Source organism: Embleya sp. NPDC050154 (assembly GCF_044460165.1).
In the GTDB taxonomy this organism is placed as follows: Bacteria; Actinomycetota; Actinomycetes; order Streptomycetales; family Streptomycetaceae; genus Embleya.
The window spans coordinates 105003-128112 of sequence record NZ_JBITJP010000015.1 but is presented as its reverse complement, the minus strand read 5'-3'; the positions used below and the strand labels follow the sequence as shown (position 1 = coordinate 128112).

At 70.4% G+C, this 23110-nt stretch carries 23 protein-coding genes and 1 pseudogene; 14 read left to right on the top strand and 10 right to left on the bottom strand.

Going from position 1 to position 23110, the window contains the following annotated elements; translation table 11 throughout:
- Window positions 1-214 precede the first annotated feature (214 nt).
- Together ACIBSV_RS29240 and ACIBSV_RS29235 are read left to right on the top strand one after the other, a co-directional pair.
- The gene (locus ACIBSV_RS29240; protein WP_395868179.1) at window positions 215-991 is read left to right on the top strand and encodes an SIR2 family NAD-dependent protein deacylase; all 777 of its coding nucleotides are present in this window, start codon (window positions 215-217) and stop codon (window positions 989-991) included.
- 157 nt (window positions 992-1148) lie between these two features.
- Window positions 1149-1967: a glutamate racemase gene (locus ACIBSV_RS29235; protein ID WP_395868177.1), complete on the top strand. Its 819-nt coding sequence runs from the start codon at window positions 1149-1151 to the stop codon at window positions 1965-1967.
- Between the two features lie 25 nt (window positions 1968-1992).
- On the opposite strand, the gene ACIBSV_RS29230 is transcribed toward ACIBSV_RS29235, so the two are convergent.
- The 4 genes from ACIBSV_RS29230 to ACIBSV_RS29215 form a co-directional block, all read right to left on the bottom strand.
- Window positions 1993-2394 carry a VOC family protein gene (locus tag ACIBSV_RS29230; RefSeq protein WP_395868175.1) on the bottom strand — a complete coding sequence of 134 codons (402 nt, stop codon included), beginning with the start codon at window positions 2392-2394 and terminating at the stop codon, window positions 1993-1995.
- Between the two features lie 168 nt (window positions 2395-2562).
- Window positions 2563-3381: an ABC transporter permease gene (locus tag ACIBSV_RS29225; RefSeq protein WP_395868173.1), complete on the bottom strand. Its 819-nt coding sequence runs from the start codon at window positions 3379-3381 to the stop codon at window positions 2563-2565.
- Window positions 3378-4484 carry an ATP-binding cassette domain-containing protein gene (locus ACIBSV_RS29220; RefSeq protein WP_395868172.1) on the bottom strand — a complete coding sequence of 369 codons (1107 nt, stop codon included), beginning with the start codon at window positions 4482-4484 and terminating at the stop codon, window positions 3378-3380. The genes ACIBSV_RS29225 and ACIBSV_RS29220 overlap by 4 nt, the downstream gene beginning before the upstream one ends.
- Window positions 4485-4851: 367 nt before the next feature.
- A complete protein-coding gene (locus ACIBSV_RS29215; RefSeq protein WP_395868170.1) occupies window positions 4852-5553 on the bottom strand; it encodes a PadR family transcriptional regulator in 702 nt (233 codons plus the stop codon).
- Between the two features lie 174 nt (window positions 5554-5727).
- Here ACIBSV_RS29215 and ACIBSV_RS29210 point away from each other — a divergent pair, with 174 nt between their 5' ends.
- The gene (locus tag ACIBSV_RS29210) at window positions 5728-6879 is read left to right on the top strand and encodes a serine hydrolase domain-containing protein (protein WP_395868168.1); all 1152 of its coding nucleotides are present in this window, start codon (window positions 5728-5730) and stop codon (window positions 6877-6879) included.
- 144 nt (window positions 6880-7023) lie between these two features.
- Here the strand turns inward: ACIBSV_RS29210 and ACIBSV_RS29205 are convergent, their stop codons facing one another.
- Both ACIBSV_RS29205 and ACIBSV_RS29200 read right to left on the bottom strand, forming a co-directional pair.
- Window positions 7024-7863, bottom strand: a complete 840-nt coding sequence (locus ACIBSV_RS29205) for an NAD(P)H-binding protein (RefSeq protein WP_395868167.1) — start codon at window positions 7861-7863, stop codon at window positions 7024-7026.
- Between the two features lie 126 nt (window positions 7864-7989).
- Window positions 7990-8484 (bottom strand): FBP domain-containing protein, encoded by a 495-nt coding sequence (locus ACIBSV_RS29200; protein ID WP_395868165.1) that lies wholly within the window; start codon window positions 8482-8484, stop codon window positions 7990-7992.
- Window positions 8485-8595: 111 nt separating this feature from the next.
- On the opposite strand from ACIBSV_RS29200, the gene ACIBSV_RS29195 reads away from it, so the two are divergent.
- From ACIBSV_RS29195 to ACIBSV_RS29175, 5 genes are all read left to right on the top strand, one after another.
- Window positions 8596-9162, top strand: a complete 567-nt coding sequence (locus tag ACIBSV_RS29195) for a TetR/AcrR family transcriptional regulator (protein WP_395868163.1) — start codon at window positions 8596-8598, stop codon at window positions 9160-9162.
- A 197-nt stretch (window positions 9163-9359) separates the two neighbouring features.
- Window positions 9360-9887 (top strand): DUF1697 domain-containing protein, encoded by a 528-nt coding sequence (locus ACIBSV_RS29190; RefSeq protein WP_395868161.1) that lies wholly within the window; start codon window positions 9360-9362, stop codon window positions 9885-9887.
- A 110-nt stretch (window positions 9888-9997) separates the two neighbouring features.
- Entirely contained in the window at window positions 9998-10636 is a 639-nt protein-coding gene (locus tag ACIBSV_RS29185; RefSeq protein ID WP_395868159.1) for an ArsR/SmtB family transcription factor, read from the top strand.
- 226 nt (window positions 10637-10862) lie between these two features.
- Window positions 10863-11612: an ABC transporter ATP-binding protein gene (locus tag ACIBSV_RS29180; RefSeq protein ID WP_395868157.1), complete on the top strand. Its 750-nt coding sequence runs from the start codon at window positions 10863-10865 to the stop codon at window positions 11610-11612.
- Window positions 11613-11626: 14 nt separating this feature from the next.
- Window positions 11627-14152 (top strand): FtsX-like permease family protein, encoded by a 2526-nt coding sequence (locus ACIBSV_RS29175; protein ID WP_395868155.1) that lies wholly within the window; start codon window positions 11627-11629, stop codon window positions 14150-14152.
- A gap of 204 nt (window positions 14153-14356) precedes the next feature.
- On the opposite strand, the gene ACIBSV_RS29170 is transcribed toward ACIBSV_RS29175, so the two are convergent.
- Window positions 14357-14560 carry a hypothetical protein gene (locus ACIBSV_RS29170; protein WP_395868153.1) on the bottom strand — a complete coding sequence of 68 codons (204 nt, stop codon included), beginning with the start codon at window positions 14558-14560 and terminating at the stop codon, window positions 14357-14359.
- Entirely contained in the window at window positions 14557-14835 is a 279-nt protein-coding gene (locus ACIBSV_RS29165; RefSeq protein WP_395868151.1) for a hypothetical protein, read from the bottom strand. The genes ACIBSV_RS29170 and ACIBSV_RS29165 overlap by 4 nt, the downstream gene beginning before the upstream one ends.
- Before the next feature lie 45 nt (window positions 14836-14880).
- Between ACIBSV_RS29165 and ACIBSV_RS29160 the strand changes: the two genes are divergently transcribed.
- Window positions 14881-15141: a winged helix-turn-helix domain-containing protein gene (locus ACIBSV_RS29160; RefSeq protein ID WP_395868149.1), complete on the top strand. Its 261-nt coding sequence runs from the start codon at window positions 14881-14883 to the stop codon at window positions 15139-15141.
- Window positions 15142-15191: 50 nt separating this feature from the next.
- On the opposite strand, the gene ACIBSV_RS29155 is transcribed toward ACIBSV_RS29160, so the two are convergent.
- Both ACIBSV_RS29155 and ACIBSV_RS29150 read right to left on the bottom strand, forming a co-directional pair.
- A complete protein-coding gene (locus tag ACIBSV_RS29155) occupies window positions 15192-16286 on the bottom strand; it encodes a methyltransferase domain-containing protein (protein ID WP_395868147.1) in 1095 nt (364 codons plus the stop codon).
- A gap of 557 nt (window positions 16287-16843) precedes the next feature.
- On the bottom strand, window positions 16844-17134 hold the full coding sequence (locus ACIBSV_RS29150; RefSeq protein WP_395868145.1) for a hypothetical protein: 291 nt from the start codon (window positions 17132-17134) through the stop codon (window positions 16844-16846).
- A 405-nt stretch (window positions 17135-17539) separates the two neighbouring features.
- On the opposite strand from ACIBSV_RS29150, the gene ACIBSV_RS29145 reads away from it, so the two are divergent.
- From ACIBSV_RS29145 to ACIBSV_RS29125, 5 genes and pseudogenes are all read left to right on the top strand, one after another.
- A complete protein-coding gene (locus tag ACIBSV_RS29145; protein ID WP_395868143.1) occupies window positions 17540-18301 on the top strand; it encodes an XRE family transcriptional regulator in 762 nt (253 codons plus the stop codon).
- 702 nt (window positions 18302-19003) lie between these two features.
- Window positions 19004-19351, top strand: coding sequence for a hypothetical protein (locus ACIBSV_RS29140; RefSeq protein WP_395868141.1), 348 nt, complete (start codon window positions 19004-19006; stop codon window positions 19349-19351).
- A 250-nt stretch (window positions 19352-19601) separates the two neighbouring features.
- Window positions 19602-19922 (top strand): hypothetical protein, encoded by a 321-nt coding sequence (locus ACIBSV_RS29135; protein WP_395868453.1) that lies wholly within the window; start codon window positions 19602-19604, stop codon window positions 19920-19922.
- Between the two features lie 707 nt (window positions 19923-20629).
- The gene (locus ACIBSV_RS29130) at window positions 20630-21964 is read left to right on the top strand and encodes an erythromycin esterase family protein (RefSeq protein ID WP_395868139.1); all 1335 of its coding nucleotides are present in this window, start codon (window positions 20630-20632) and stop codon (window positions 21962-21964) included.
- A 71-nt stretch (window positions 21965-22035) separates the two neighbouring features.
- A pseudogene (locus ACIBSV_RS29125) lies at window positions 22036-23039 on the top strand (IS5 family transposase).
- The last annotated feature ends 71 nt before the right edge of the window (window positions 23040-23110 follow it).

Below are 23110 nucleotides of genomic sequence, written 5' to 3'. Positions count from 1 at the left end.
GAGCGGGGTGGGGCTCGGGGAATCCGGATGCGCTCGGACCGGTCCGACCGGCAGGGTTCCGACGAGCAGAGTCGGATCCGGTCGCCCGCCGGCACGCGATATCGAAACTCGGAAGGACGTCGTTCGACATGCCCGACACGCTGGAGATCGTGTGGTCCCTTTCGGACCCGGACACCCGCTTCGCCCGGTTCACCGAGGAGAGCAGGCCCCGCCCGTGAACGCGGCCTCGCCCCGGGCCGACGGACTCGGCTCCTGGACCGACGGCGTGCGGCGGCTCGCGGTGCTGACCGGGGCGGGCATCTCCACCGCGTCCGGCATTCCGGACTTCCGCGGCCCGCATGGAGTGTGGACTCGCGACCCGCAACGCGAGCAGGACACCCATCGCAAGCGCCACGCGAGCGACCCGGCTGCCCGGGCTCGCCTGTGGCGGGATTTGACCGCGTCGGCGGTGACGGCCGCGCGTCCCGGTGCGGCGCACCGAGCGCTCGCGCGGGTCCGGGCGAGCATCACCACGCAGAACGTGGACGGGCTGCACCAGGCGGCGGGTAGTCCCGCCGATCGGGTGTACGAACTGCACGGCAGCCTGGCCCGGGCCCGCTGCGGGAGGTGTCGGCGCGCCGCGCCGACGGACGACGCGCTGCGGGCGATCCGGGCGGGCGCCGCCGAACCCCCGTGTCCCCGGTGCGGGGTGGGGACGTTGCGGCCGGACGTGGTCCTGTTCGGCGAGCACCCGAATCGGGACGTGTACGGGCGGGCCGCGAACGCCGTGCGTGCGGCGGAACTGTTGTTGGTGATCGGGACGTCGTTGGGCGTGGAGCCGGCCGCCTCGCTGTGTTCCGTCGCGATCGAATGCGGGGCCACGCTGGTGATCGTCAACGCCGAACCCACGCCGTACGACGACGTCGCGAGCGTCGTCTTGCGGGGTGATATCGAGGTGGTTGTGCCGCGGATTGTGGGGGCGCTGGTGGCGGGTGGGCTGTCGGTGGCGTGAGTGGGCGTACCGGTTGCTTTGGGGGTGGGTGGTGTCGGTGGGTTCGGCGGGTGTCGTCGTGGTCGGGGCCGGTCGGGGTGGGGTGGCGGGGGTGCACCACGCCGAGGGTGATGACCCTTGTGGGGTTGGGGGAGCACGGGCGGCTAGGTTGGGCGGCATGCTTGTGGCGTTGATCGATTCCGGGATGGGGCTGTTGCCGACGGCGGGATGGCTGCGGCGGTTGCGGCCCGATCTCGACCTGTTGTTGTGTACGGACCCCGATCACATGCCGTGGGGCGACCGGAGTGAGGCGACGATCACCCGACGGGTCCTGGCCGCAGCGGAGCTGGCCGCCGAGCGCGGCGCCGACGGCATCGTGGTGCCGTGCAACACCGCCACCGTCACCGCGCTGGATACGCTGCGCGCGCGGTGCGAACCGGCCGTGCCGGTGGTGGGCACCGTACCGGCGATCAAGCCCGCCGCCGCGTCCGGCGCCCCGTTCGCGGTGTGGGCCACGGTCGCGACCACCGCGAGTGCGTACCAGGCCCGGCTGATCGAGGAGTTCGCCGCGGGCCGCACCGTGGTGCGGGTGGCCTGCCCCGGCCTCGCCGAGGCGATCGACCGGGCCGACCGGCCGGCCGTCGAGGCCGCCATCGCCGACGCCGCGCGCCGCACTCCCGCGGACTGCGCGGGCGTGGTGCTCGGCTGTACACACTATCCGCTGGTCACCGACCGGATCCTGGCCGCGCTGCCCGCCGGGGTGGGGTTGTACGACAGTGCCGAGGCGGTCGCCCGGCAGACGCTGCGCCGGCTGGGCCTGACCGAGGATCCGGACGCGGTGCCGGGCACGATCGAGGTCACGCTCAGCGGACGCCCCGGCACGCTGCCGCCGAACGCGCTGGCCTACCCGCTCGGCCGCGCGCTCGCCGAGGGCAGCCGGCCGGCGCCGCAGGGGTCGACCCCGGTCGGCCCGGCGGCGCGCACGCAGCCTGCCTGAGCCGACGGGGCCGCGGCCTCGCGCCCTACGCGTTCCAGGTCCGGGTGCTGAGCACCAGGTGGTAGCCGTCGGGGTCGACGACGGTGACGCCGTACTTGTCCCAGTAGGGGTTGTGCGCGACGGTCCGGGTGCCGCCGGCGGCGACGAGGCGGTCGATCAGAGCCGGGTCGATCGGCTCGCCCAGATAGAGCACGAACAGGTCCTCGGCCGTGGGTGTGGGCGGCAGCGGGTTCTCCGGGTCGATGGTGAGCTCGAAGTGCCAGCCACCGCCCGGGAGGCCGACCATGACCAGGTCCCATTCGCCGGAGACGCGCTCGGTGGTGCGCCACAGGACTTCCAGGCCCAGGCCCTCGACGTAGAACCGCTCGGCGGCGGCCAAGTCCCGCGAGGGACGGGCGATTCGTACGTGTGTGTCGGTGCTGATCATGTGGGTGAGGTTAGCGGGCGGGTCCCCGCCCTCGGACCGGGTGTGTCTACCCCGGCTCGGCCGTCCGTCGGCCGTCCGTCAACCGTCCGCCGGCGTCCGGCGACCGGACGGAACGCATGGATCGGGCGAGCCGAGCCGGGGTGCGACACCCGCGTGCCTACCTACGCGCTAGACCGAGTTTCGATACCCGCGGAACGCGCGCGCCGACAGCCAGACCGCGAAGGCCGCCAGTGCGATCAGGGCCGCGCCGCGCTCGGCGACCATGGCCCAGTCGGGGTCCGCGCGCATCGCCGACCGGGCCGCCTCCAACGCCCAGTTCAGCGGATTGAACCGGGCGACCTCGCGCATCCAGCCCGGCATCCGGGACGCGGGCATGAACGCCGAGGACAGGAACGTCAACGGCAACAGCAAAAACGTGTTCAGCGCGATCACCGTCTCGCGTTGCCGGGCGACCATGCCCAGGGCGTTGGAGAAGGCGCCGAAGACGGTGCCCAGCACCGAGGACCCTACGATCAGCACCAGGATCCCGGTGAGGCCACCCGGATAGTGCGCGCCGGCGAGCCGACCGAGGCCGATCATCACCAACGACTGGAACGCGGTCGAACAGCCCTGCGCCACGATGTTCGCGTTGATCAGCGCGCCGCGCCGGAGCGGGGTGACCAGGAAGCGGTCGAGCGTGCCCCGCTCGATCTCCTCCAGCATGCCCATGCCGGCCCACATGTTGGCCGAGACCGCGTTCATCACCACCACCCCCGGGACGAGGTAGTCGAGGTAGGACCCGGTGCCGAAGCCGGGCAGGTCGACGATGTCGCGGAAGAGTTGGCCGAAGAGGAAGAGCCAGATCACCGGCTGGATCAGGGTGATGACCAGGTAGGCCGGTTGGCGGGCGAAGACCCGGAACTGGCGGTCGGTCATGTACCAGGTGTGGGTGATCACCTCGCGCAGGCCGAGACCGCGTGCGGGGTTCGGCGCGGTGGTCGTCGTCATCGCGCTTCTCCCTCGCTGTCCGCGGTGTCGCCGATTCCGGCGGTGCCGGTGACGTTGGTGGTGCCGGCGCCGGTCGCGCCGAAGCGGCGGCCGGCGTGGCGCAGGTAGACGTCGTCGAGCGAGGGACGGGCCACGGTGACCGCCCCGACCCGGGCGCCGGCCCGGTCCAGCGCGGCCAACACCTCGGGTACGGCGGCGGCCCCGTCGTCCGCGCGGGCGTGCACCACACGGGCGTCGACGGCGATCTCCCGGACGCCCGGCACCCGGGCCAACACGTCCCGCACCGCCGGCCCGGCCGGATCGAGCAGGTCCACGTGCACCGCGTCGCCGCGCAGTTCGGACTTGAGCCGTTCGGGAGTGCCCTCGGCGACCACCCGGCCGCGGTCGACGATGGCCAGCCGCGCGGCCAGCCGATCGGCCTCGTCGAGGTAGTGCGTGGTGAGCAGGATGCTCAGGCCCTCGCCGGCCAGCCCGCCGATCTCGTCCCACATGTCGGCGCGGGCCTCGGGGTCGAGTCCGGTGGTGGGCTCGTCCAGGAAGAGCACCTCGGGGTGGTGCACCAGGCCCAGCGCCACGTCCAGCCGGCGCAGCATGCCGCCGGAGTAGGTGCGGACCGGGCGACGCGCGGCCTCGGTCAGGCCGAAGCGGTCGAGCAGGTGGTCGGCGCGCCGGCCGGGGTCGCGACCGCGCATGCCGAACAGGCGCCCGGTCAGGATCAGGTTCTCCCGGCCGGTGGCGGCCGGGTCGGCCCCCGAGCGCTGGGCGACCACGCCGATGGCCCGGCGGACCCGGGCCGAATCGCGGACCACGTCGTGTCCGGCCACCCGGGCCGAGCCGGAGTCGACGGTCGCCAGAGTGGTGAGGATCTTGACGGTGGTGGACTTGCCCGCGCCGTTGGGCCCGAGCAGGCCGAAGACGGTGCCGGGAGCGACGCTCAGGCTCAGTCCGGCCAACGCCGGCACGCCCTCGGGGCGGCCCTTGAGGGGATAGGTCTTGACGAGGTCGTGCGCCTCGATCGCGGGCGCGCCGGTGCCGGCGACGCCGGTGTGGCCGGGCGCGCGACCGCCGTGGACGGTTGCCGCCGTCCGTGCGGTGTGCTCCATGACGGAGTGGATCCCTCCGGTCGACATTCGGTGCGGCGGAGCCGGATGGCTCGCCGACCTGCGACAAGAGGACCGGGGATACGATGAGTTCGGTGCACCTCGTACGTGCCGGTCCCTGTTGCCGCAGGGTTTCGGTTCGAGGTTCCCGGCCCCCGGAAGCGGTGTTCGAGCACCGTCCGGGGGCCTCTTCCTGGGTTGTTGCGGTATCGGATATGCCGGCATCACCGGCTTCGGGTTCGGCGCTCTCGGGCTCGATTCTCGGGGGGATTTCTCTCGGGGCGGTTCGGATCGGATTCGGCAGCTTCGGGGCCGGTAGTTTCGGGGCCGGCTGCTTCGGGTCCGGTCGTCCCGGTCCGACGTGGTGGGATTACCGGGTGGGGTCGTCGTCGACGGCGGTCTCCCGGTGGTACGCGGCGCGTTCGGCGGGGGCGTGCTCCGGACTCGCGCCGTCCAGTTCGGCCCAGCCGGCCGGGGTCTCGCCGGTGGCGTGGAATCGGCGCCACTCGGCCACGCCGGACAACGAGCCGTCCGCGATCGCGGCGAGCAGGCCGCGCACCCACCGGCCTTCCGCCTCGGCCATGGCCAGTTCGTACTCGTTCTCGACCAGGAACACCGCCGGCAGGTAGCTCGCGAGCTTGTCCACCTCGGCGCGACCGTGCGCGATGTGCGCGTCGATGGCCTCGACGCGTCGCCGGAGCAGGTCGGTCACCTCGTCGGGAGAGAGCACGCCCATCAGGGACAGGGCGCCCTCGAAGCGCGGGAACTCGTGTACCCGGACCGAGAGCAGTTCGCCGAGCCATTCGCGCATCTCGGCGTCGCCGGTCTCGGTCACCGCGTAGGTGGTGCGCTCGGGCCGGCGGCCCTCGCGTTCGACCCCGGTGGCGGCGATCAGGCCGTGCTTCTCCAGGTTGCGGACCACGGTGTACAACGATCCGTAATTGATCTTGATGCTGTTGTCCTTGCCCCGACTGCGCAGCACCTGCGCGATCTCGTACGGATGGCGCGGCTGCTCGGCGACCAACACCAGCACGGCGAGTGCCAGCGTGCTGTCGACCTTGCGCCTCGCCATGGACCGCCTCCGGGGCCTCGATTACTCGTCATCGAATATATGACTGCGAGTAGTACGCGTCCAGGGCTCCCGCACAGTTGGCGGCAACGGATTCGCCCGTGCCCGGGATCGCCGGAATTTCCGCGTCGTTGCCCGGGGTTGGCGTTCGGTGAGGTTCAAGATCGAGGGGGAAACATGTCGAGCGGGATCGTGGTGTCGGGGAGCGTCGCGGCGGGGTTCGAGGAGGTCCGGGCGGAGTTCGCCGCCGTCCTGGCCGAGCTGCCGGACGAGCCGGGGGCCCAGCTCGCGGTGTACCGGGAGGGCCGTCGGGTGGTCGACCTGTGGGCGGGGGACCAGGTCACCGGGGACACGCTGACCCCGGTCTACTCGGCGACCAAGGGCGCCGCACACCTGGTGATGGCGCTGCTCGTCCAGGACGGCGCGCTGGACCTCAACCGCACCGTCGCGCACTACTGGCCGGAGTTCGCCGCGCACGGCAAGGGCGAACTCACCCTGCGCGAGCTGCTCGCACACCGTTCCGGTGCGATCGGCGTGGACGGCGGCTTCACCCGCGCGGAACTGGCCGACGACCGGCTGTCGGCCGAACGGCTGGCCGGACACCGGCCGTTCTGGAAGCCGGGCACGGCGTACGGCTACCACGCCTTCGTGATCGGCGCGCTCACCGGTGAGGTGGTGCGGCGGGCCACGGGGCGCTCGATCCAGGAGGTCTACGAGGAGCACGTGCGGGCGCCCTACGACCTGGACATGTACCTCGGCCTGCCCGCCGAGGCGCAGGTCCGCACGCTCGACATGTTGCCGATGGCGCCCACTCCCGCGCAGCGGGCGCGGATGAGCGCCAACGCGCCCGACCGGTTCGGCCGCACCGGCGTCGCCTTCAACCTCAACGCCGAACAACCCACCGACCTGGTCGAGTTCGCCAACTCGCGCGAGGTGCGGGCGCTGGGTCCGGCCTCCTCCGGCGGCGTCGGCAACGCGCGGGGCCTGGCCGGGATGTACGCGGCCGCGATCGCCGAGTCGGTCGGCCGGCCCGCGCTGCTCAAGCCCGAGACGATCACCGAGTTCGCGCGTGTGCACTGGCGCGGCACCGACCTGGTCACCGACGAGCACGACCACTTCGCGCTCGGCTTCGAGGCGCTGGGGGTGCGGTACCCGTTCCTGGGCGCCGACGCGTTCGGACACAGCGGCGCGGCCGGCTCCCTGGCCTTCGCCGCCCCGCACTCGGGCATCGCGTACGGCTACGCCCGCCGCCGCTTCGCCTACCCGGGCGGCGCGGCCCCGGAAAACACCCGCCTGATGCGGGCGGTGATGCGGGCGGCGAACGGCTGAGTGGAACCGTTGGGCCGGGTGCGGACATCGGCGCGGCCGGCGAGGGATCGCGAACGGCGACGAGCGGTCGGCCCGAGGCGGCCCGAGTCGACTCGGCCCGATCGCACGTCGTGTGGCGCTTGCGCCGGGGTCCGGGGTGTTCGGTCAGGTGAAGATGGGGGCGTGGTCGCGGGCCCAGGATTCGAACGTGCGGGGTGGGGTTTGGGTCAGGGCTTCGATCGTGGTGGTCACGAGTGCGGGCCCCGGGGGTGTGTCGGCGCCGGCGAGGAGGGCGTCGACCAGGGCGGGTGAGCGGCCGTCGGCAAGCATTCGGGCCCGCGCGTCGGCTGTCGGAACCGGCTCGAACCGTAGGTCACGGCCGATCGCCGCGCCGATCAGGTGGACCTGATCGGCGCGGCCGAGCACCTGCGGGCCGGTCAGGACGTACGTGGCGCCCGCGTGGCCGGGCTCGGTCAGGACGCGGACCGCGCAGGCGGCGACGTCGCGCTCGTCGACGATCGGCTTGGCGGGCAGGTCGGGGCCGCGTACGACGCCGGTGGAGCGGATCTGGCCGGCCCAGCCCAGCGTGTTGCTCGCGAGCGTGTCCGCCCGCAGGAACGTGCGTTCGGCGCCGGACCCGGTGACCACCCGCTCCATCCCGGCGTGCAGTGCGCTGATCGGATCGGCCTGCCGGTCGACGTCGTCGCGCACCCGCGAGGAGGAGAGGTAGACGACACGATCGGTGTGCGCCTTCACCACGTCCAGGACGCCGGGTGCGCCCTCGACGGTGAGGAAGGGCCAGATCAGGAACACCGCGTCGACCCCGGTCAGGGCAGGCCCCAGGGTGTCCGGTCCGGCCAGGTCACCGCGCACCACCTCGACGTCGGCCGGCAAGCCGGCCGCCTCGGGCCGGCGTGCCAAGGCGCGTACCCCGACCCCCGCGGCGAGCAGTTGATCCACCACCCGACGGCCGACGTTTCCGGTCGCCCCGGTCACCAGAATCATGTGCCGTCCCTCGCGATTCGCGGGTGGTGGTTCCACCCTCGTCGCCGACGATCCTGCAACCTCCACCGCACTTGAGGTCAAGGCGGCCGGGGCCGGTCCGGACCCCGTGAGAGGTGCGACCGTCGGCTACTCGATGATCTTGTCCAGGAAGGCGAACAGGTTGCCCCGGGTGCGCTCGACCTGCTCGTCCAGGGTCAGCGACTCCTCGAAACGCCCACCGGGGGCCGGCGCCTTGAGGCCGCGCACGTACAGCGAGCACGCGAGGTCGGTGCAGATGTACACGCCGACCGAGTTGCCGTCCCGGCCGGCCCGGCCGGTCTTGCGCGCCGTCATCAGCGAGACACCGCCGCCCGGGTGCGTGGTCAGGCACAACGAGCACATGCTGCGGTGCAGGTAGCCGCGACGCTGGGCGGGGAAGCGCAGGGTCACGCCGACCGGCGCACCCCGGTATTCGGTCACCAGGTAGGTGCGATCGGGCGCCCCCGGATCGCCCCAACCCAGGAAATCCAGCTCGGCCCAGGGGCGTTCGGCCAGGTCACGGGGTACGGGCAGGCGCTGGGCCTCACCCTTGGAACAATTGACGAACGACGTACGGATTGCCTGCTCGGTCAGTGGGTTCATGCGGCGGAAACTAACAGTGCCTAGGTATCCTAGGCAAATACCTAGAGGCTCTAGGAAGCTCTGGGAAGTACCGAGGGCGCGACGACCGGCGCCTCGACGGAGGAGTGGCGCGTGGCTCGAGCGGGACTGACGGCGGAACGGGTGACCCGCGCGGCGGCGGACCTGGCGGACGAGGTGGGGTTCGAGAACATCACCCTGACCGCGCTGGCCCGAGGCTTCGGGGTCAAGGACGCGAGCCTGTACTCGCACGTCAAGAACATCCAGGAGCTGCGCCTGGGGATCGCGATGCTGGCCGCCGACGAGTTGGCCGATCGCATCGGCTCGGCGGTGGCGGGCCGGGCGGGCAAGGACGCGCTGATCGCCTTCGCCCGGGCGTACCGGGAATTCGCCCTGGCGCGTCCCGGGCGCTACGCGGCCACCCAGGCGCGGATCGATCCGGCCCTGCTGGCCACCTCCGACGGCTACCGGCGCAACGTCGAGAGCACCTACGCGATGTTGCGCGCGTACGGCCTGGAGGAGCCGGATCTGACCGACGCGGGACGGTTGTTGCGCAGCGTGTTCCACGGCTTCGCGGTGCTGGAGGGCAACGGCGGGTTCGGCCACGTGCGCCGGCCGAGCGAATCCTTCGACCGGGCGGTCGAGGCGCTGCACGTGGCGTTGGAGAACTGGCCCGAGTGAATCGGTCGGGTCGATCGGGGTTCGGGTTCGGCTCGGGCGCCGGTCGTGGCGGCTCCGGCTCGGTTCCGTGGGTCCCGTTCGGGTTCGGTCCGGTGCGCCTCGGCCCGGTGCGGTGTCCGTGGTGGTGTTCGGTTCGATCATGGTGCGTGGGGGACCGGCGTCCGAGCGGGTGGTCCCGGAGACGAAGGAGGCGCGTGGTGACGAAGTATGTGGCGCTGTTGCGGGGCGTGAATGTGGGCGGACACCGCCGGGTCCCGATGGCGGACCTGCGCCGCACGCTGACGGATTCGGGATACACCGAGGTCAGGACGCTGTTGCAGAGCGGAAACGTGGTGTTCGAGGCCGCGGAACAGCCGACCGCCGATCTGGTCGCGGCGATCGAGGCACGGCTGGCCGCCGAGTTCGGGTTCGGGGTGGATGTGATGGTGCGCAGCGGCGCGGAGCTGCGGGCGATGGTCGCGGCCAATCCGCTGGAGGTGCGCGAGCCGGCGAAGTTCGCGGTGGCGTTCCTGAGCCCGGCGGCCGACCTCGGTGTGCTCGCCGGGATCGACCCGGACGACTACGCCCCGGACGAACTGCGGGTGGGCGAGCGCGAGTTGTACATGTACTTCCCGGACGGGCTGGGCAAGGCCCGGCTGACGCCGATCCTGGCCCGCAAGCTCCGCGACACGGCCACCGTGCGCAACTGGAACACGGTGACCAAGCTGCTCGCGATGGTGGAGTGACGGGCGACCGCACGAACGGCTGAGAAAGGGCCCGGCGGTCGGCTGCCTCCGGTTGCCGCCGGCCGCCGAAACCATTGCACAATTTCTTGTGCACAGATTATTGTGCACAGGTGACCAGGTCGCCGGAACGCCGAGACATCAGCGAACTCGAAGCGCTGAAGGCCCTGGCGCACCCCCGGCGGCAACGGATCCTTCGGGAACTGGAGGCGGGCGGGCCCGCGACGTCCGCGTCACTGGCCCGCGCGCTGGCGTTGAACACCGGCGCGACCAGCTACCACCTGCGGGAGTTGGCCCGGCACGGGTTCGTCGAGGACTTCGTGGACCCCGACGCACACGGGCGCGAACGGTGGTGGCGCGCCGTACGGCGGGATCTGCGGTTCCCGCCGCGCAGCGAGCAGAGCGAGGAGGTCCGGCCGGTCGTCGACGAGCTGAACCGCCTGGCCTTCGCGGCCGACCTGGAGGAGTACCGCGACGCGCAGAACCTGACCGAGGCCGAGGGGGGAATGGACGTGCCGTACTCGCGCGGGACCATTCACGTCACCTCGGCCGAACTGACCGAGTTCTTCGAGGAGTACATCGCCCTCCTCAACCGGTACAAGCGCACCGGCCCATTGCCCGCAGGCGCGCGCGCGATGCAGACCCGATTCCTCGCGTTCCCGACCCCGCCCGGGCTGCGGGACAAGGGCGATTCCGGGACCGAACCGGGGCCGGGGCCGGAGGCGACGGAGCCGGGTATCACCGGGCCTTGAACGGCTGCCCGGGCACGCCTGAGCGTGACCGGCGGGGTCACCCCGGACCCGGCACAGAGCCGCAGATTTGCGGAGCCGCAGATTTGCGGAGCCACGGTACGACCGGGCTCCCGATGCGCCGCGCGCCGGCGCCCGCGTCGGTGACTCCGGAATCGGCCGGCCCGGCGCGCACCGCATGCGACCGGACACGCACCCCATCGGAAAAAGACAAGGGCGGCACCGCACCATGAGTTCGCACGACCAGATATCCGACGCCGTGTCCCTGACCGGAGTCGGACGCATCCACGGCAAGGGCACCGCCGCCGTCACCGCCCTGCGTGACGTCACCGTCGGCATCCGGCGCGGCAGCTTCACCGCCGTCATGGGGCCGTCGGGCTCCGGCAAGAGCACGTTCCTGCAGTGCGCGGCGGGCCTGGACCGGCCGACCAGCGGCACCGTGCGGCTCGGCGACACCGACCTGTCCGGGCTCTCCGAGACCGGTCTCACCGAACTGCGTCGCGAGCGGATCGGCTTCGTCTTCCAGGCGTTCAACCTGATGCCCTCGCTCACCGTGCTGGAGAACATCACGCTGCCGCTGCGCCTGGCCGGTCGCAAGCCGGATCGGGCCTGGTTGGCGGAGATCGTCCAGCGGGTGGGTCTGACCGGGCGCACCGAACACCGGCCCGCCGAGCTGTCCGGCGGCCAGCAGCAACGCGTCGCGATCGCCCGCGCGTTGGTCACCCGGCCCGAGGTGGTCTTCGCCGACGAACCCACCGGCGCGCTGGACACGGTCACGGCCAAGGAGGTACTCGCGCTGCTGCGCGACACCGTCGACGCGATGGGCCAGACCGTGGTGATGGTTACCCACGACCCGGTCGCCGCGTCCTACGCCGACGAGGTGCTCTTCCTCGCCGACGGCCGAATCACCGACACGCTCACCGGAGCCGGCGCGGATCGCATCGCCGACCGGATGACCCACCTGGGCGCGTGGGCCTGATGTTCTTCCTAGCCATGCGTACCCTGCGCGCCCGCAAGGGCGGCTTCATCGGCGCGTTCGTCGCGCTGGTGTGCGCGGCCGCCCTGGTCACGGCCTGTGGCGCGCTGCTGGAGACCGGCCTGCGCGGCGACATCCGGATCGAGCGCTACTCCGGTACCGACACCGTGGTCACCGCCGACCAGAACCTGCACTGGACCAAGCACAAGAAGGGCAAGACCAAGGTCAAGTCGAAGCCGCTGACCGAGCGGGCCTGGCTGGACGCGGCCGCCGTGGACAAGCTGCGCGCGGTACCCGGCCTCGAGGCCGTGGTCCCGGAACTGACCTTCTCGGCCCACGTGCTCACCGCCGGCGGCCGGGCCCTGGACACCGCCGACAACGCGTGGGGCCACGCGTGGGAGTCGGCCCGGTTGACCCCGTTCACGCTGCGCGCGGGTCGGGCGCCGACGGCGGCCGGCGAGATCGTGCTGGACGCGGATCTCGCCCGCCGGGCCTCGGTCGAGGTCGGCGGTACGGTCACCGTGCAGGCCGGTCCGGCCCCGGGGTCCTTCCGGGTGGTGGGCATCGCGGCGCCGCCCGGGCGGGACGCGCTGGCCCGGCAGGCCACCGTGTTCTTCGCCGACGCGGACGCCCGGCGACTGGCCGGGCATCCCGGACAGGTTGCCTCGGTGGGCCTGTTCACCGCGCCCGGCGCGAACCCGGGCACCGTGCGCGCGGCGGTGCGGGACGCGCTGGCGGGCACCGGCGCGCAGGTGCGTACCGGTACCGATCGCGGACCGGCCGAGTTCCCGGCGGCGGCCAAGGCCCGGGTGACCCTGGTCAGCCTGGGCGGTGCGCTCGGCGGTACCTCGCTGCTGGTGGCGATCCTGGTCGTGGTGGGCACGTTCGCGCTCTCCATCCAGCAACGCAGGCGTGAGATCGCGCTGTTGCGGGCGATCGGTGCGACGCCCCGGCAGATCCGCCGGATGGTGGGCCGCGAGGCGCTCGTGGTGGGCCTGATCGCGGGCGCGCTCGGCGCGTTCGCCGGGTTGGGGTTGGCGCGTTGGTTGCACGGGCGGTTCGTCGCGTTCGGCGCACTGCCGGACACGCTGGAACTGAGGCTGAGCCCGATCCCGCTGATCGGCGCGGTACTGCTGACGCTGCTCGCGGCCTGGACGGCGGCGCGCGTGTCGGTGCGTCGGGCCTCGCGGGTACGACCGACCGAGGCGTTGGCGGACGCGGCGATCGAACGACCGCGGTTGGGCGTCGCGCGCACGATCGGCGGTGTGGTCGCGGCCCTCGGGTACGTCGTACTCCTGCTGGTGTTGCGGACGTTGGACACCGAACCCAAGTCCACGCCGGTCACCTTCCTGACGGTGATCCTCGCGGCCGTCGCGACGGCGCTGCTCGGTCCGCTGCTCGCTCGCGCGGGCGTGGCCGTCCTGGGCTCGGTGGTCGGTCGCCTGTCGCCGATCAGCGGCTTCCTGGCGGCACGGAACACGCGGGCCGCCGCGGAACGGGTGGCCGCCGTGGTCACGCCGCTGAGCCTGGCGGTGGCGATGGCGTCGACGATCCTGTTCACCCAGACCACGGCGAGTCATGCCGCGGGGGAGCAGGCGAAGGCGGGCACATCGGCCTCGTACACGCTGGTCTCGGGCCCCGGTGTGCCGGCCGCGGCGGCCGACGCGGTGCGGGCGGTGCCGGGGGTCGAGGTGGTGACCGAGGTGCTGCACTCGCTCGTCCGGGCCGGGCAGGACAAGTTCCCGGCCCAGGGCGTGACGCCGCGCGGGGTGGAGCGCGCGCTCGACCTGAAGACGCGCTCCGGTTCGCTCGCGGCACTGACCGAAACCACGGTCGCGGTCAGCGAACTGGCCGCCAAGACCAAGGGGGTCGGGGTCGGCGACGATCTGCGGATCACCATGGGCGACGGGGTGCAGGTCACCCTGAAGGTGATCGCGGTGTACGAACGCGGCCTGGGCTTCGGCGATCTGACCCTGCCTCATGCGGTGATGGCGGCGCACGTGGACCGGCCGGCGGCGGAGGCGGTGCTGATCTCCGGTACGACCGCGGTGTCGCGGGCGCCGTTGCAGCGGGCGATGGGCGAGTTCCCCGGGGTCCGGGTGCTGGATCGGGGCGAGGTCGAACAGGCGCGCCGGGATCAGGCCGGCACCCAGGCCCAGGTCAACTATGTCGCGATGGGGCTGATCATCGCGTTCACCGGGATCGCGGTGGTCAACACGCTGGTGATGGCGACTTCGGCGCGGCGGCGGGAGTTCGCGCTGCTGCGACTGGTGGGGACGACTCGTCGGCAGGTGTTGCGGATGCTTCGCTGGGAGACCGGGGCGGTGGTGTTGTTGGCGGCCGTGCTCGGGTCGGCGGTCGCGTATGCGACGTTGACGGCTTACAGCGTCGGGATGACCGGGAGTGCGTCTCCCTATGCGCCGCCGGTGACTTATGCGGCGGTGTTGGTGGCTGCGGGTGGGGTGGCGTTCGTGGCCACGGTCGTGCCGGGACGCGTAGCGTTGCGGGGGAATCCTGCGGACACGATGGGGTTGCGGGACTGAGTTGGCCTCAAGCGCCGGCCGGGCTGGGTGTGCTCAGGCGCCGCACGGGCTGGGTGGCCTCATGCGCCGGCCGGGCTGGGTGTGCTCAGGCGCCGCACGGGCTGGGTGGCCTCAAGCGTCGGACCGAACGAGAGTGACTAAACAAAGATCGGGCTGAAAGAGCCCCGCCCGGCATTGGGTGGCCGGACGGGGCAGGGGTTGTGGTCAGGCAGTGCGGGGGTCGCACGGATTGAGCGTGACCGGCGCGTTCGTAAGGGGCGGGAACGTGCTGACGTGGTCGGGGCACGCGAAGATCGTTCCGCCGGCGAGACCGCGCGGCGAGTCGACCAGGGCGACGACTACGCAGCCATGGCGGAAGTCGTGGCAGCGTGCGCAGTAGCGGTAGGCCGGGGGTCGCAGGAGCGTCACGCCACTACCCCCGCCGCGCGTGCCGCAACGGTCCAGTCACGGGCGGGTCGGGTCGTTGCCGCAAACAGAGCGTCGCGGCGAGCGCGCTGGGCTTCGTCGTCGGTTGCCCGCTGCTCGGCCTGTTCGTTCGATCCCACCGCTTCCGCTTTGGCGGACTGCCGGCGCCATTCGGCGAGTTCTTCCGGCGTCATCACGTAGGGGCGGACGACCGTCGCCGAGTCCTGCATGGGCGGGTCGTCGTCGGCGGGGGTGGGCGGTACGAAGTCGCGCCACACGGATGTACATATGTACTGTTATATTCGGTTAGCTACAGTCCTGGCATGGCAGACCGCGAGATCAACCGGCGCATTGCCGCGCATCCGTACGGACAGATCGCTACGTTTCTCATCCGCGATATCGAACGGGGTGTGTACGCGGTCGGCGAGCGAATCCCGTCGGATTCCGAAATCATGCGGACCTATGACGTGGCTCGGGAAACAGCCCGGCGCGCGGTCGCGATCGTGCGTGAGGCGGGCTACGTCGAGACGAAGCCACAACGAGGAACGTTCGTGCTCGTACGCGATGAGGACATCAAAAGCTGAAGTAGGTCAGCCCCGACCCCGGGTTGCTTCGGGTCGGGGCTGACGCGTGGCTAGGTGACCGGCGCCGGTCCGATCTCCACTCGGCCGTTCGGCCCGTTGACCCATGTCCGTTGCCCGTCCGGGGTCACGGTGACGCCGTGCTGTTCGCGCGCGGGTTCGCCCTGGGCACGCCACGCGTCGTATGCGGCTTCGATCTCCGCCCACAGATCACGTGGTCCGGACTCGTTCACCTCGAACTTGTCGGCCCCGGGCACGTAGTCCACCGATGCCCACGACAAGCCGTCACTGAGCCATTGCGTGTACTCGTCCGCAGCGTCACCGTGCCCGAAGTACACGCGTTGCTCGACATCCGGCAGGCGCAGCCCGATTGCGAACTCGGCGTGTTCCCGCATGGGTCGCGGGTCGGTCGTGGTGTGTCGCACCCTGTCCGGTGCCGGGTCCGGGATGACGTCGCCCACGAACTCGCGGGTGTCGAACCTCCGACGTTGCGACCGTGCCCACATGAAGTTCACGCTGCCCACGAACGGACCGCTCGCCGTGCCGTCGCTGTTGACGACAAGACGCAGAAGCCCGCTGTTGTGAAACGCCGTTCCCCAAGGCGTGAGGATCACACCGCCGGGCTTCACTTGCTCCGGCCACTCGTACGGCACGTGCTGAACCGCCATGGTCGCGATGAGGCGGTCGTACGGTGCGCCGTCCGGGTACCCCCGCAATCCGTCGCCCACGACAACGAACGGTGCGGCTCGGCAAGCGATCAGGTTCTCTTTGGCTTGTGCCGCCAGGGCCGGGTCCACCTCGATCGTGATCACCTCGCCATCGGTCAGCGCGGTGGCCAACAGCGCGGCGTTCCATCCGGTGCCGGTCCCGACTTCGAGGACTCGGTGATCCGGGTGGATGTCGAGTTGATCGAGCATGAGCCGAACCAGGGACGGCATCGATGCGGACGACGACGGGAACAGACCGCCCCCTTCCGCTCCGTCGTCCATTTGGGTGACGAGAGGGATGTCCGCCGCTACGGCGTCCGCCCACGCGTCGGGGTCGTTGTCGCGGTTGATCGGGTCGTCGTCGTCCGCCCACACCACGGCGGGGATGTACGGGCGACGGGGCGTGTCCGCGAACACGCGTTCCCAATTGACCGCCGTCACTTGTCCTTGTCCTTGTCCGGCTTGGGCTGGGGTACTTGGCCGTCCCGCTCCCGGATGGGGGTCTTGCTGTCGCCGTCGTCGCCGGGCTTGTTGTGCTGTCCCACGGTCGTACCTCCCGAGGTGTCGAGTCGGTATCCATCGTGCGTGCATCCGTCCGGCACCTGAGCCCGAACTCCCATACGGCGTAGGGGCTTCCGCTTCCGATCGGACGGGGCAGAGGGTCCGACCAACTGTGAACGGAGGTTGCCGGTTCACCCCTGCCCCCTTCCGCGCACGGATCGGCCGTACGCGGGTCAGGTGCCGCCCGCCGGACGAACACCCGTCTTGTGAGCCCCGGTCGGGGCTGCGGTCAGACGTCTCGGTAGACGACGCTCGGACAGTGCTTGCATTTCATCTTCTGAACACCCATGAGAGGTGCTGCCGCCGTGCCGTACTCGTGTCGGCCGGTCGGTGACTTCGGGCATGGGGAGTCGCTGCTCATGGCGCGCCTTCTTCAGGGGTGATGGAGACCCCGCCCGCGCCTTCCTTGCGTTCTCGGGTGGGGCCGATTGTGGGGTTCAGCGCGAAGGGTCGACGCGGTGAAGCTTGGACGCTTCGAGCAGGTACGGGATGCCGCGCGAACCACGTCCGCCGACTTGGACCATGACGACCTGGTCGTCGTGGAGACCGGGCGAGTCGGCGACGGTCACTACCTGTCCCGGAGGCTGGTGAAGACCGGTGCCGGGCAACGGCTGAACCCATTCGTCCGGCCGGAGCGGTGCCCGGAGGGCGGGCTCTGGCGGTTCACGTTTTGGCGCTTCGTCGGGCACGGGGATCGCGATCACGCCGCGCTTGTTCACGGTGAACACTCGGCGGGTCATGTCAAGCCCGCTTTCGAACCGGGAACCACGCTTCGAATCTCATGCAGTACTTCGCCCGCGCCGCGCGAACGACCTCGCGATGCCGTACGAGCGCGTACCCCGACAGTGTTCGGCCATCGATGCGTGAAAGGCGATACTCGGGCGGGCTTTTCGCAACCGGTTCATCCGGCATCGCGCATCACTCCGATCCGGGTAGCGGCCTGTGGCACTCGGCGCGCCGTGCGGGGAATGGACAAGCCCAGTGCGCCGAGGTTCTGCCGCCGATTCAGCTCCATACACCGATGTTGGCGGTGCGCGGTAGACCCGCGCGGCGACAGAGAAGACGGCATTCCGGCGTCATTAGGGGCGGCAAATCGGTGTCGGAAGCGTGTGCGCACGTCTACCGTGATCTGCATGACGGAGCCGAACAGCACACTTCGCGCGGTCCGCATGGGGCTGCTTCTGAGTCAGGACGACATGGCCCGGGCCGTTCGCAACGCCGGCGAACGGTCGGGGGAACCCAACGGGTGCAGCAAGCGACACGTCCAACGCTGGGAAGCGGGTGAAGTCGCAGCGCCACGGCCGGTCTACGCACGTGCCCTTGAGTCCGTCACCGGACTTCCGATCAGCGCGCTCGGCTTCACACTGGCGGTACCCGTGGCGCGGGTCTCCGACGACGGAGCCGGTGGCCATGATCTGAAGCCCTCGCCCACCGGAGTGGCAGCCGCCCGCAACACGCCCGGCGCCGATACCCACGAGACCGCCCAAGGCAGCTACAGCGGGATATGGCTCAGCCGGTACGAGTACTACTCCAGTGGCCGGAACGGAACGTACGTCGGACAGCACTACGTCATCCTGTTGCAACACGGCAACCGGCTCACGGCGCGCAGCCTGCCCGGCTCCTCGGATTCCCCGCTGACTCTCGATCTGGCCATCGAGCGGAACGTCGTGACGGGTACGTGGACGGAGCAGACCGCGAACGACGGCTACTACCAGGGGGCGCGCTACCACGGGGCGATCCAACTCCTCGTGGAGCCGACCAGCCGCCGTATGTCCGGGAAGTGGGTCGGATTCGGCAAGGAGTTCGACGTGAACACGGGACCGTGGGAACTGGTCTTCAAAGACGCGTCCACGTCGAAGGCAGCCCTGGAGCGGTACAACAAACGCCCCGAATGAGCGATGACGAGGTCTGGCGCGGAGCAAGGTATCAACGGAATCGTCCTTGGCCGTCCACAACGAAAAATGCCCCGACCCGATGGCGAGTAGCCGACGAGCCGGGGCATAGTTGCAAGTATCATCAGTTGTGGGCATCCACAAAAATGGCCCTATGGGCCACGCGCGGATTTCCCCTCCCTGCCGCTCGGTGTGGCCGGGGGGGAGGGGGTCCCCGCCCGGGCTGAGCCGCGCCGAGGTCAGCTCGACTCGGACGGAGAGCGACGCTCCGCAGCCCAACCGCCGGGCTGAAGCCGAGCGGTCTCGCGGTTGTGGCAGCGCACACACAGCGGACGTAGCCGAGTCCACGCATCGGGATCGGTCACGCCCTGGTCGAGCAACTGCCGCCGGCTGATCGGATGATGGTCGGCGACAACGGCCGGTTGAGCACAGAGAACACACCACGGGTTCGCGTACGGGTAGGCGCGGCGGGTCCGTTGCCAACGCACGTCGTATGCCTTGCCGTTGCTCACGCGAGCCTTGTTGGCCTGCCTCTTGTGCTTCGCGCAATGCCCGCCCGAGGTCAGCTCGGGACAACCAGGGACGGAGCAAGGGGGGCGGGGTCTTCGCGGCATGGGGGTACCTCCAAACGAGTGGGTGTGGACACGCAGCGCGTTGGGAAGGTCACCGCTGGTCGGCAAGTGGTCGACCGGTGAGGGGACTTACATGTCTGATGAACAAGCGGCGCCCAATTCGCACGGTCCGGTACAGGAACAGATGACACCCGAGATGGCCGCACGTCTCGGCCTGACGCCGACGCCTGAAGGTGCGGCACTCACGCCGATTCCGGCTGATCAGGTCAAGCCCGAGGACATCGGCATTCTGTCGATCGAGTACCAGAACGGTGAGCCTGTCGTCATCGTCAGTGGCGGAAAGGTCGTACCCACTCGGCTGGCGGTAGCCGGCGCCAACGGGAGATTTGCCACCTACAACATCGGCCCCCTACCGGACGGCGCACCCAACAGGGGAGACCTCTGGGGCTTCGCCAGCTTCGACGACTTCTTCAATCGGTGATCGACGCCTTTCACCCCCTGAAGTGGACGAAGCCGAGTCCGGCAGCGAAGGAACACGGTCCCCGTAGCCACAAGCAGGACACGACCACCCCGGTATGAGCCGTTCAATGCCCGTACCGGGGCGGTTGCATGTTGCGGGGCCGGCGGGGTCGTCTGGGCAGGGGGCGCCTCCGAACGAGTGGGTGTGGCCACGCAGTGCCATGGGAAGGTCACCGCTGGTCGGCAAGTAGTCGACCGGTAAGAGGACCTACATGTCTGACGAAGCGGTACCCAACTCGCACGGTCCGGCGTCGGTTCGGGTTCCGGTCACCACAGACCCGAACTCGATTCCGGTGGACCAGGTCAAACCTGAGGACAGCGGCACACTGTCGATCGAGTATTGGGACGGACGGCCCGTGATCGTCGTCAGTGGCGGAAAGTACATCCCGGCCCACCTTCCGGTGGTGGATACCAAGTCGAAAGCGTCGAATTTCCCAGGTTGGGACAGTTACGAGTCTCACGGGACTTACGTGTTCGCCAGCGGCCAGAGGTACGAGGGCGGATGGAGCGAAAGCCTCACTCCTGGGCCCTGAGCCACAGACGGACCGGCCGCCCTTTTTCCACTGAGCGGCCGATCCATCCTCGCCCCGGTACGAACCGTTCAGCGCCCGTACCGGGGCGGTGTTGTGTCGCGGGACCGGCGGGGTCGAACCGCCACTACCGCCGTGTTCAACCGAACGACCAGCCCGGTCTACTAGGGCGCGTATCCAGTTGAGATCAGCAGGAGCTCCGGCTGAGGGGTTGAGCCGGATCATCGCGGCGCGGAGATGGAGGCCGGTGGGGTAGCTTTCGGGGGTCTGGTCGTATCTCGTGGAGATGCCGCGCCAGGCCTTGGGTTTGTTGATCAGGCGCTCGATTCTCGAGGAAACCCTCGAACCGTCCTGCTTCGGGGCCACTCGGAATCGCACACCACGCACCGCGCACCGCGCATGAACTTCATCACCAGGTAGGTGAGTTCGGCCGGGCCGTCCGGCCCCGGACCCGAGTACCGACCGGACGAGCCGAAGGAGTACTCCGGTCCTGGGACCGGAGGACGATGTGCGCCGAGGCCCGGGTTCTTAGCTTGGGCGCCATGCCAAACGCGACCCCGCGTGTATCGCGGGCCATCCCCGACCACCCGTCCGATCAACGGAGTCAGCCGCTTTCGCGGGCAGTCCGGCAGGTGCTGCGTACCTTCGTGCCCCTCGTGCTGTGCGTGGGTGCGGCCGCCGGCGGGATCGGCACCGCATATGCGGGATCGGTGACCGACACCAACCCCCCGGCCACCGCGTCGGTCTTCGCCGGCGTCGCCGCGTCCGCCGGCCCGGAGGGCGCCGCGGCCGCGGCGTTCGGCTCCCCCGAGGCGGCCCTGGGCCGGGTGGCCCACCCGCTGCGCACCACCGAGCCACGCGGCGGCCTGGCCGATCTGCGTCCGTTCGGCCGCATGGTCGGCGACGCCCGGGTGGTGGGCCTGGGCGAGTCCACCCACAGCTCGCACGAGTTCCTCACCGTCAAGCACCGGGTCCTGCGGTATCTGGTCGAGGAGAAGGGCTTTCGGGCCTTCGCCCTCGAAGCCGCGTGGAGCACCGGAGTGCGGCTCGACGCCTACGTCCTGCGCGGCGAGGGCGACTTGAAGCAGATCATGGACGAGGAGTTCCAGGGCTCCTACCGGTTGTGGAACAACGCCGAGTACCGCGATCTGCTCCAGTGGATGCGCGCGTACAACGCCGAGCACCCGAAGGACCCGGTGCGCTTCGTCGGCGACGACAACGGTTTCGCCGGTGCCCAGCTGTACGACAAGGTGGGCGCATACGCGGCTGCGGCCCGCCCCGAACTCGTTTCGCAGCTCACCGAGTTGTACCGGGGCCTGCGGCCCGCCACCGACGCCGACACGTACATCAACGAGTACCTGTCCAAGCCGATCGCCGAACGCAGGGAAATCGCCGAACGCACGGGCCGGGCGGTGGAACTGCTCAAGCAAAGGCCCGGCACGGGCACCGACGCCGACGCGCATGCCTGGGCCGTCCAGCACGCCACCGCGATCCACCAGATGACCACGTTGTACGCCTTCGACTTGGACGACCCCCGAAGCATCCCCGACGCCATGACCTACCGCGACCGGAGCATGGCGGACAATGTCGCCTGGTGGCAGCGGCAGACCGGCGACAGGATCGTGCTCGCCGCCCACAACACCCATGTCGCCCTCGACACCTACGCCCCCGCTACTCATCCGAAGGTCCAGGGCGCCTTCCTCCGCGAGCGGTTGGGCAGCGGATACCTGAGTGTCGGACTCACCTTCGACCGGGGCTCGTTCAACGCCTTCGGCCGGGACGGCGGCGTGCACCGCTTCACCGTCGGCCCGGCCGCGCCCGGCACCGCCGAGCACACCCTCGACCGGGTGCGCTACCGCGACTTCGTGGTCGACCTGCGCAACACTCCGACGGAAGCCCGCGCCTGGCTGGCCGAGCCGCACACCATCAAGAACATCGGCGCCACCTACCCCGGGATCGCGGACGCCCCGCAGATCCGACTCGCGAAGACACACGACGTCGTGATCCACCTCCGGCAAGTGAACGCGGCCGGCATGCTCAACTAGCGCGTATCGGGTCGCGATCGATCTGTGGGATTCGTCGCCGAGGCGGTCCTGAGCTGGTGGATCGTCGTGTTGTGACGAGAGAGCAACTGACGGACGTGGACTGGGAGTTCATCGGGCCGTACCTGCCGATCGGTGGGTTCGGTCCGTATCCCGAGCGGCTGCGGCAGCAGTTCGAGGGCGTGATCTGGAAGTTTCGGACGGGTGCGCAGTGGCGTGAGATGCCGGAGCGGTTCGGTGCGTGGCCGACCGTGCACAACCGTTTTCTGCAGTGGCGTGACGCCGGTGTCTTCGAGGCCCTGTTGGAGGGTCTGATCGCGGAGGCCGCGAGGCGGGGCGTGGTGGACCTGTCGTTGGTGAGCGTGGACTCGACCACCGTCCGGGCGCATCACGACGCCGCCGGGATGCATCTCGATCCCGCCACGCTCACCACCCTGGAGAAGGCGGCCGCCGAGGAGGGGAAGGCCCGGAAAAAGGGGGGCAGGCCGGGGGAACAAGACGGGAACGGAGCCGGAATCGATCCGGAGCGGGAGGAACGACGACGTGTCCGGCGCCGACACAAGGTCCGACTGAGGGTTGCTCTGCTCGGGCGATCGAGGGGCGGGCAGACCTCCAAGATCCACCTCGCCTGCGACCGGAACTGCCGCCCGTTGGCGTTCGTCCTGACCGCGGGACAGGCCGCCGACAGCCCGCAGTTCGTCCCCGTCCTCGGGAGGATACGGGTCCGCAGGCCCGTCGGGCGTCCCCGCACCCGACCCGACGCGGTCGCCGGGGACAAGGCCTACTCGTCCCGCGCCAACCGCGCCCACCTGCGGAAACGCCGCATCAAGGTGGTCATCCCGGAGAAGAGCGACCAGGCCGCCAACCGCAAGAGGAAAGGCAGCGGCGGCGGCCGGCCCGTCGGCCACGACGCCGACCTCTATAGGGAACGGAACACCGTCGAGCGCCTCATCAACGAGCTCAAGGCCTGGCGCGGAATTGCTACCAGATACGACAAAATCCCCAGAGTTACCTCGCCCCCCTCCACCTTCGCGCCGCCATGATCTGGGTCAACGCCCTCAGCCGGAGCACCCGTTGATCTCAACTGGATACGCGCCCTAGTGACTCTCGTTCGGTGGCCGGGCTGGTTGTGCTCAAGCGCCGCACGGG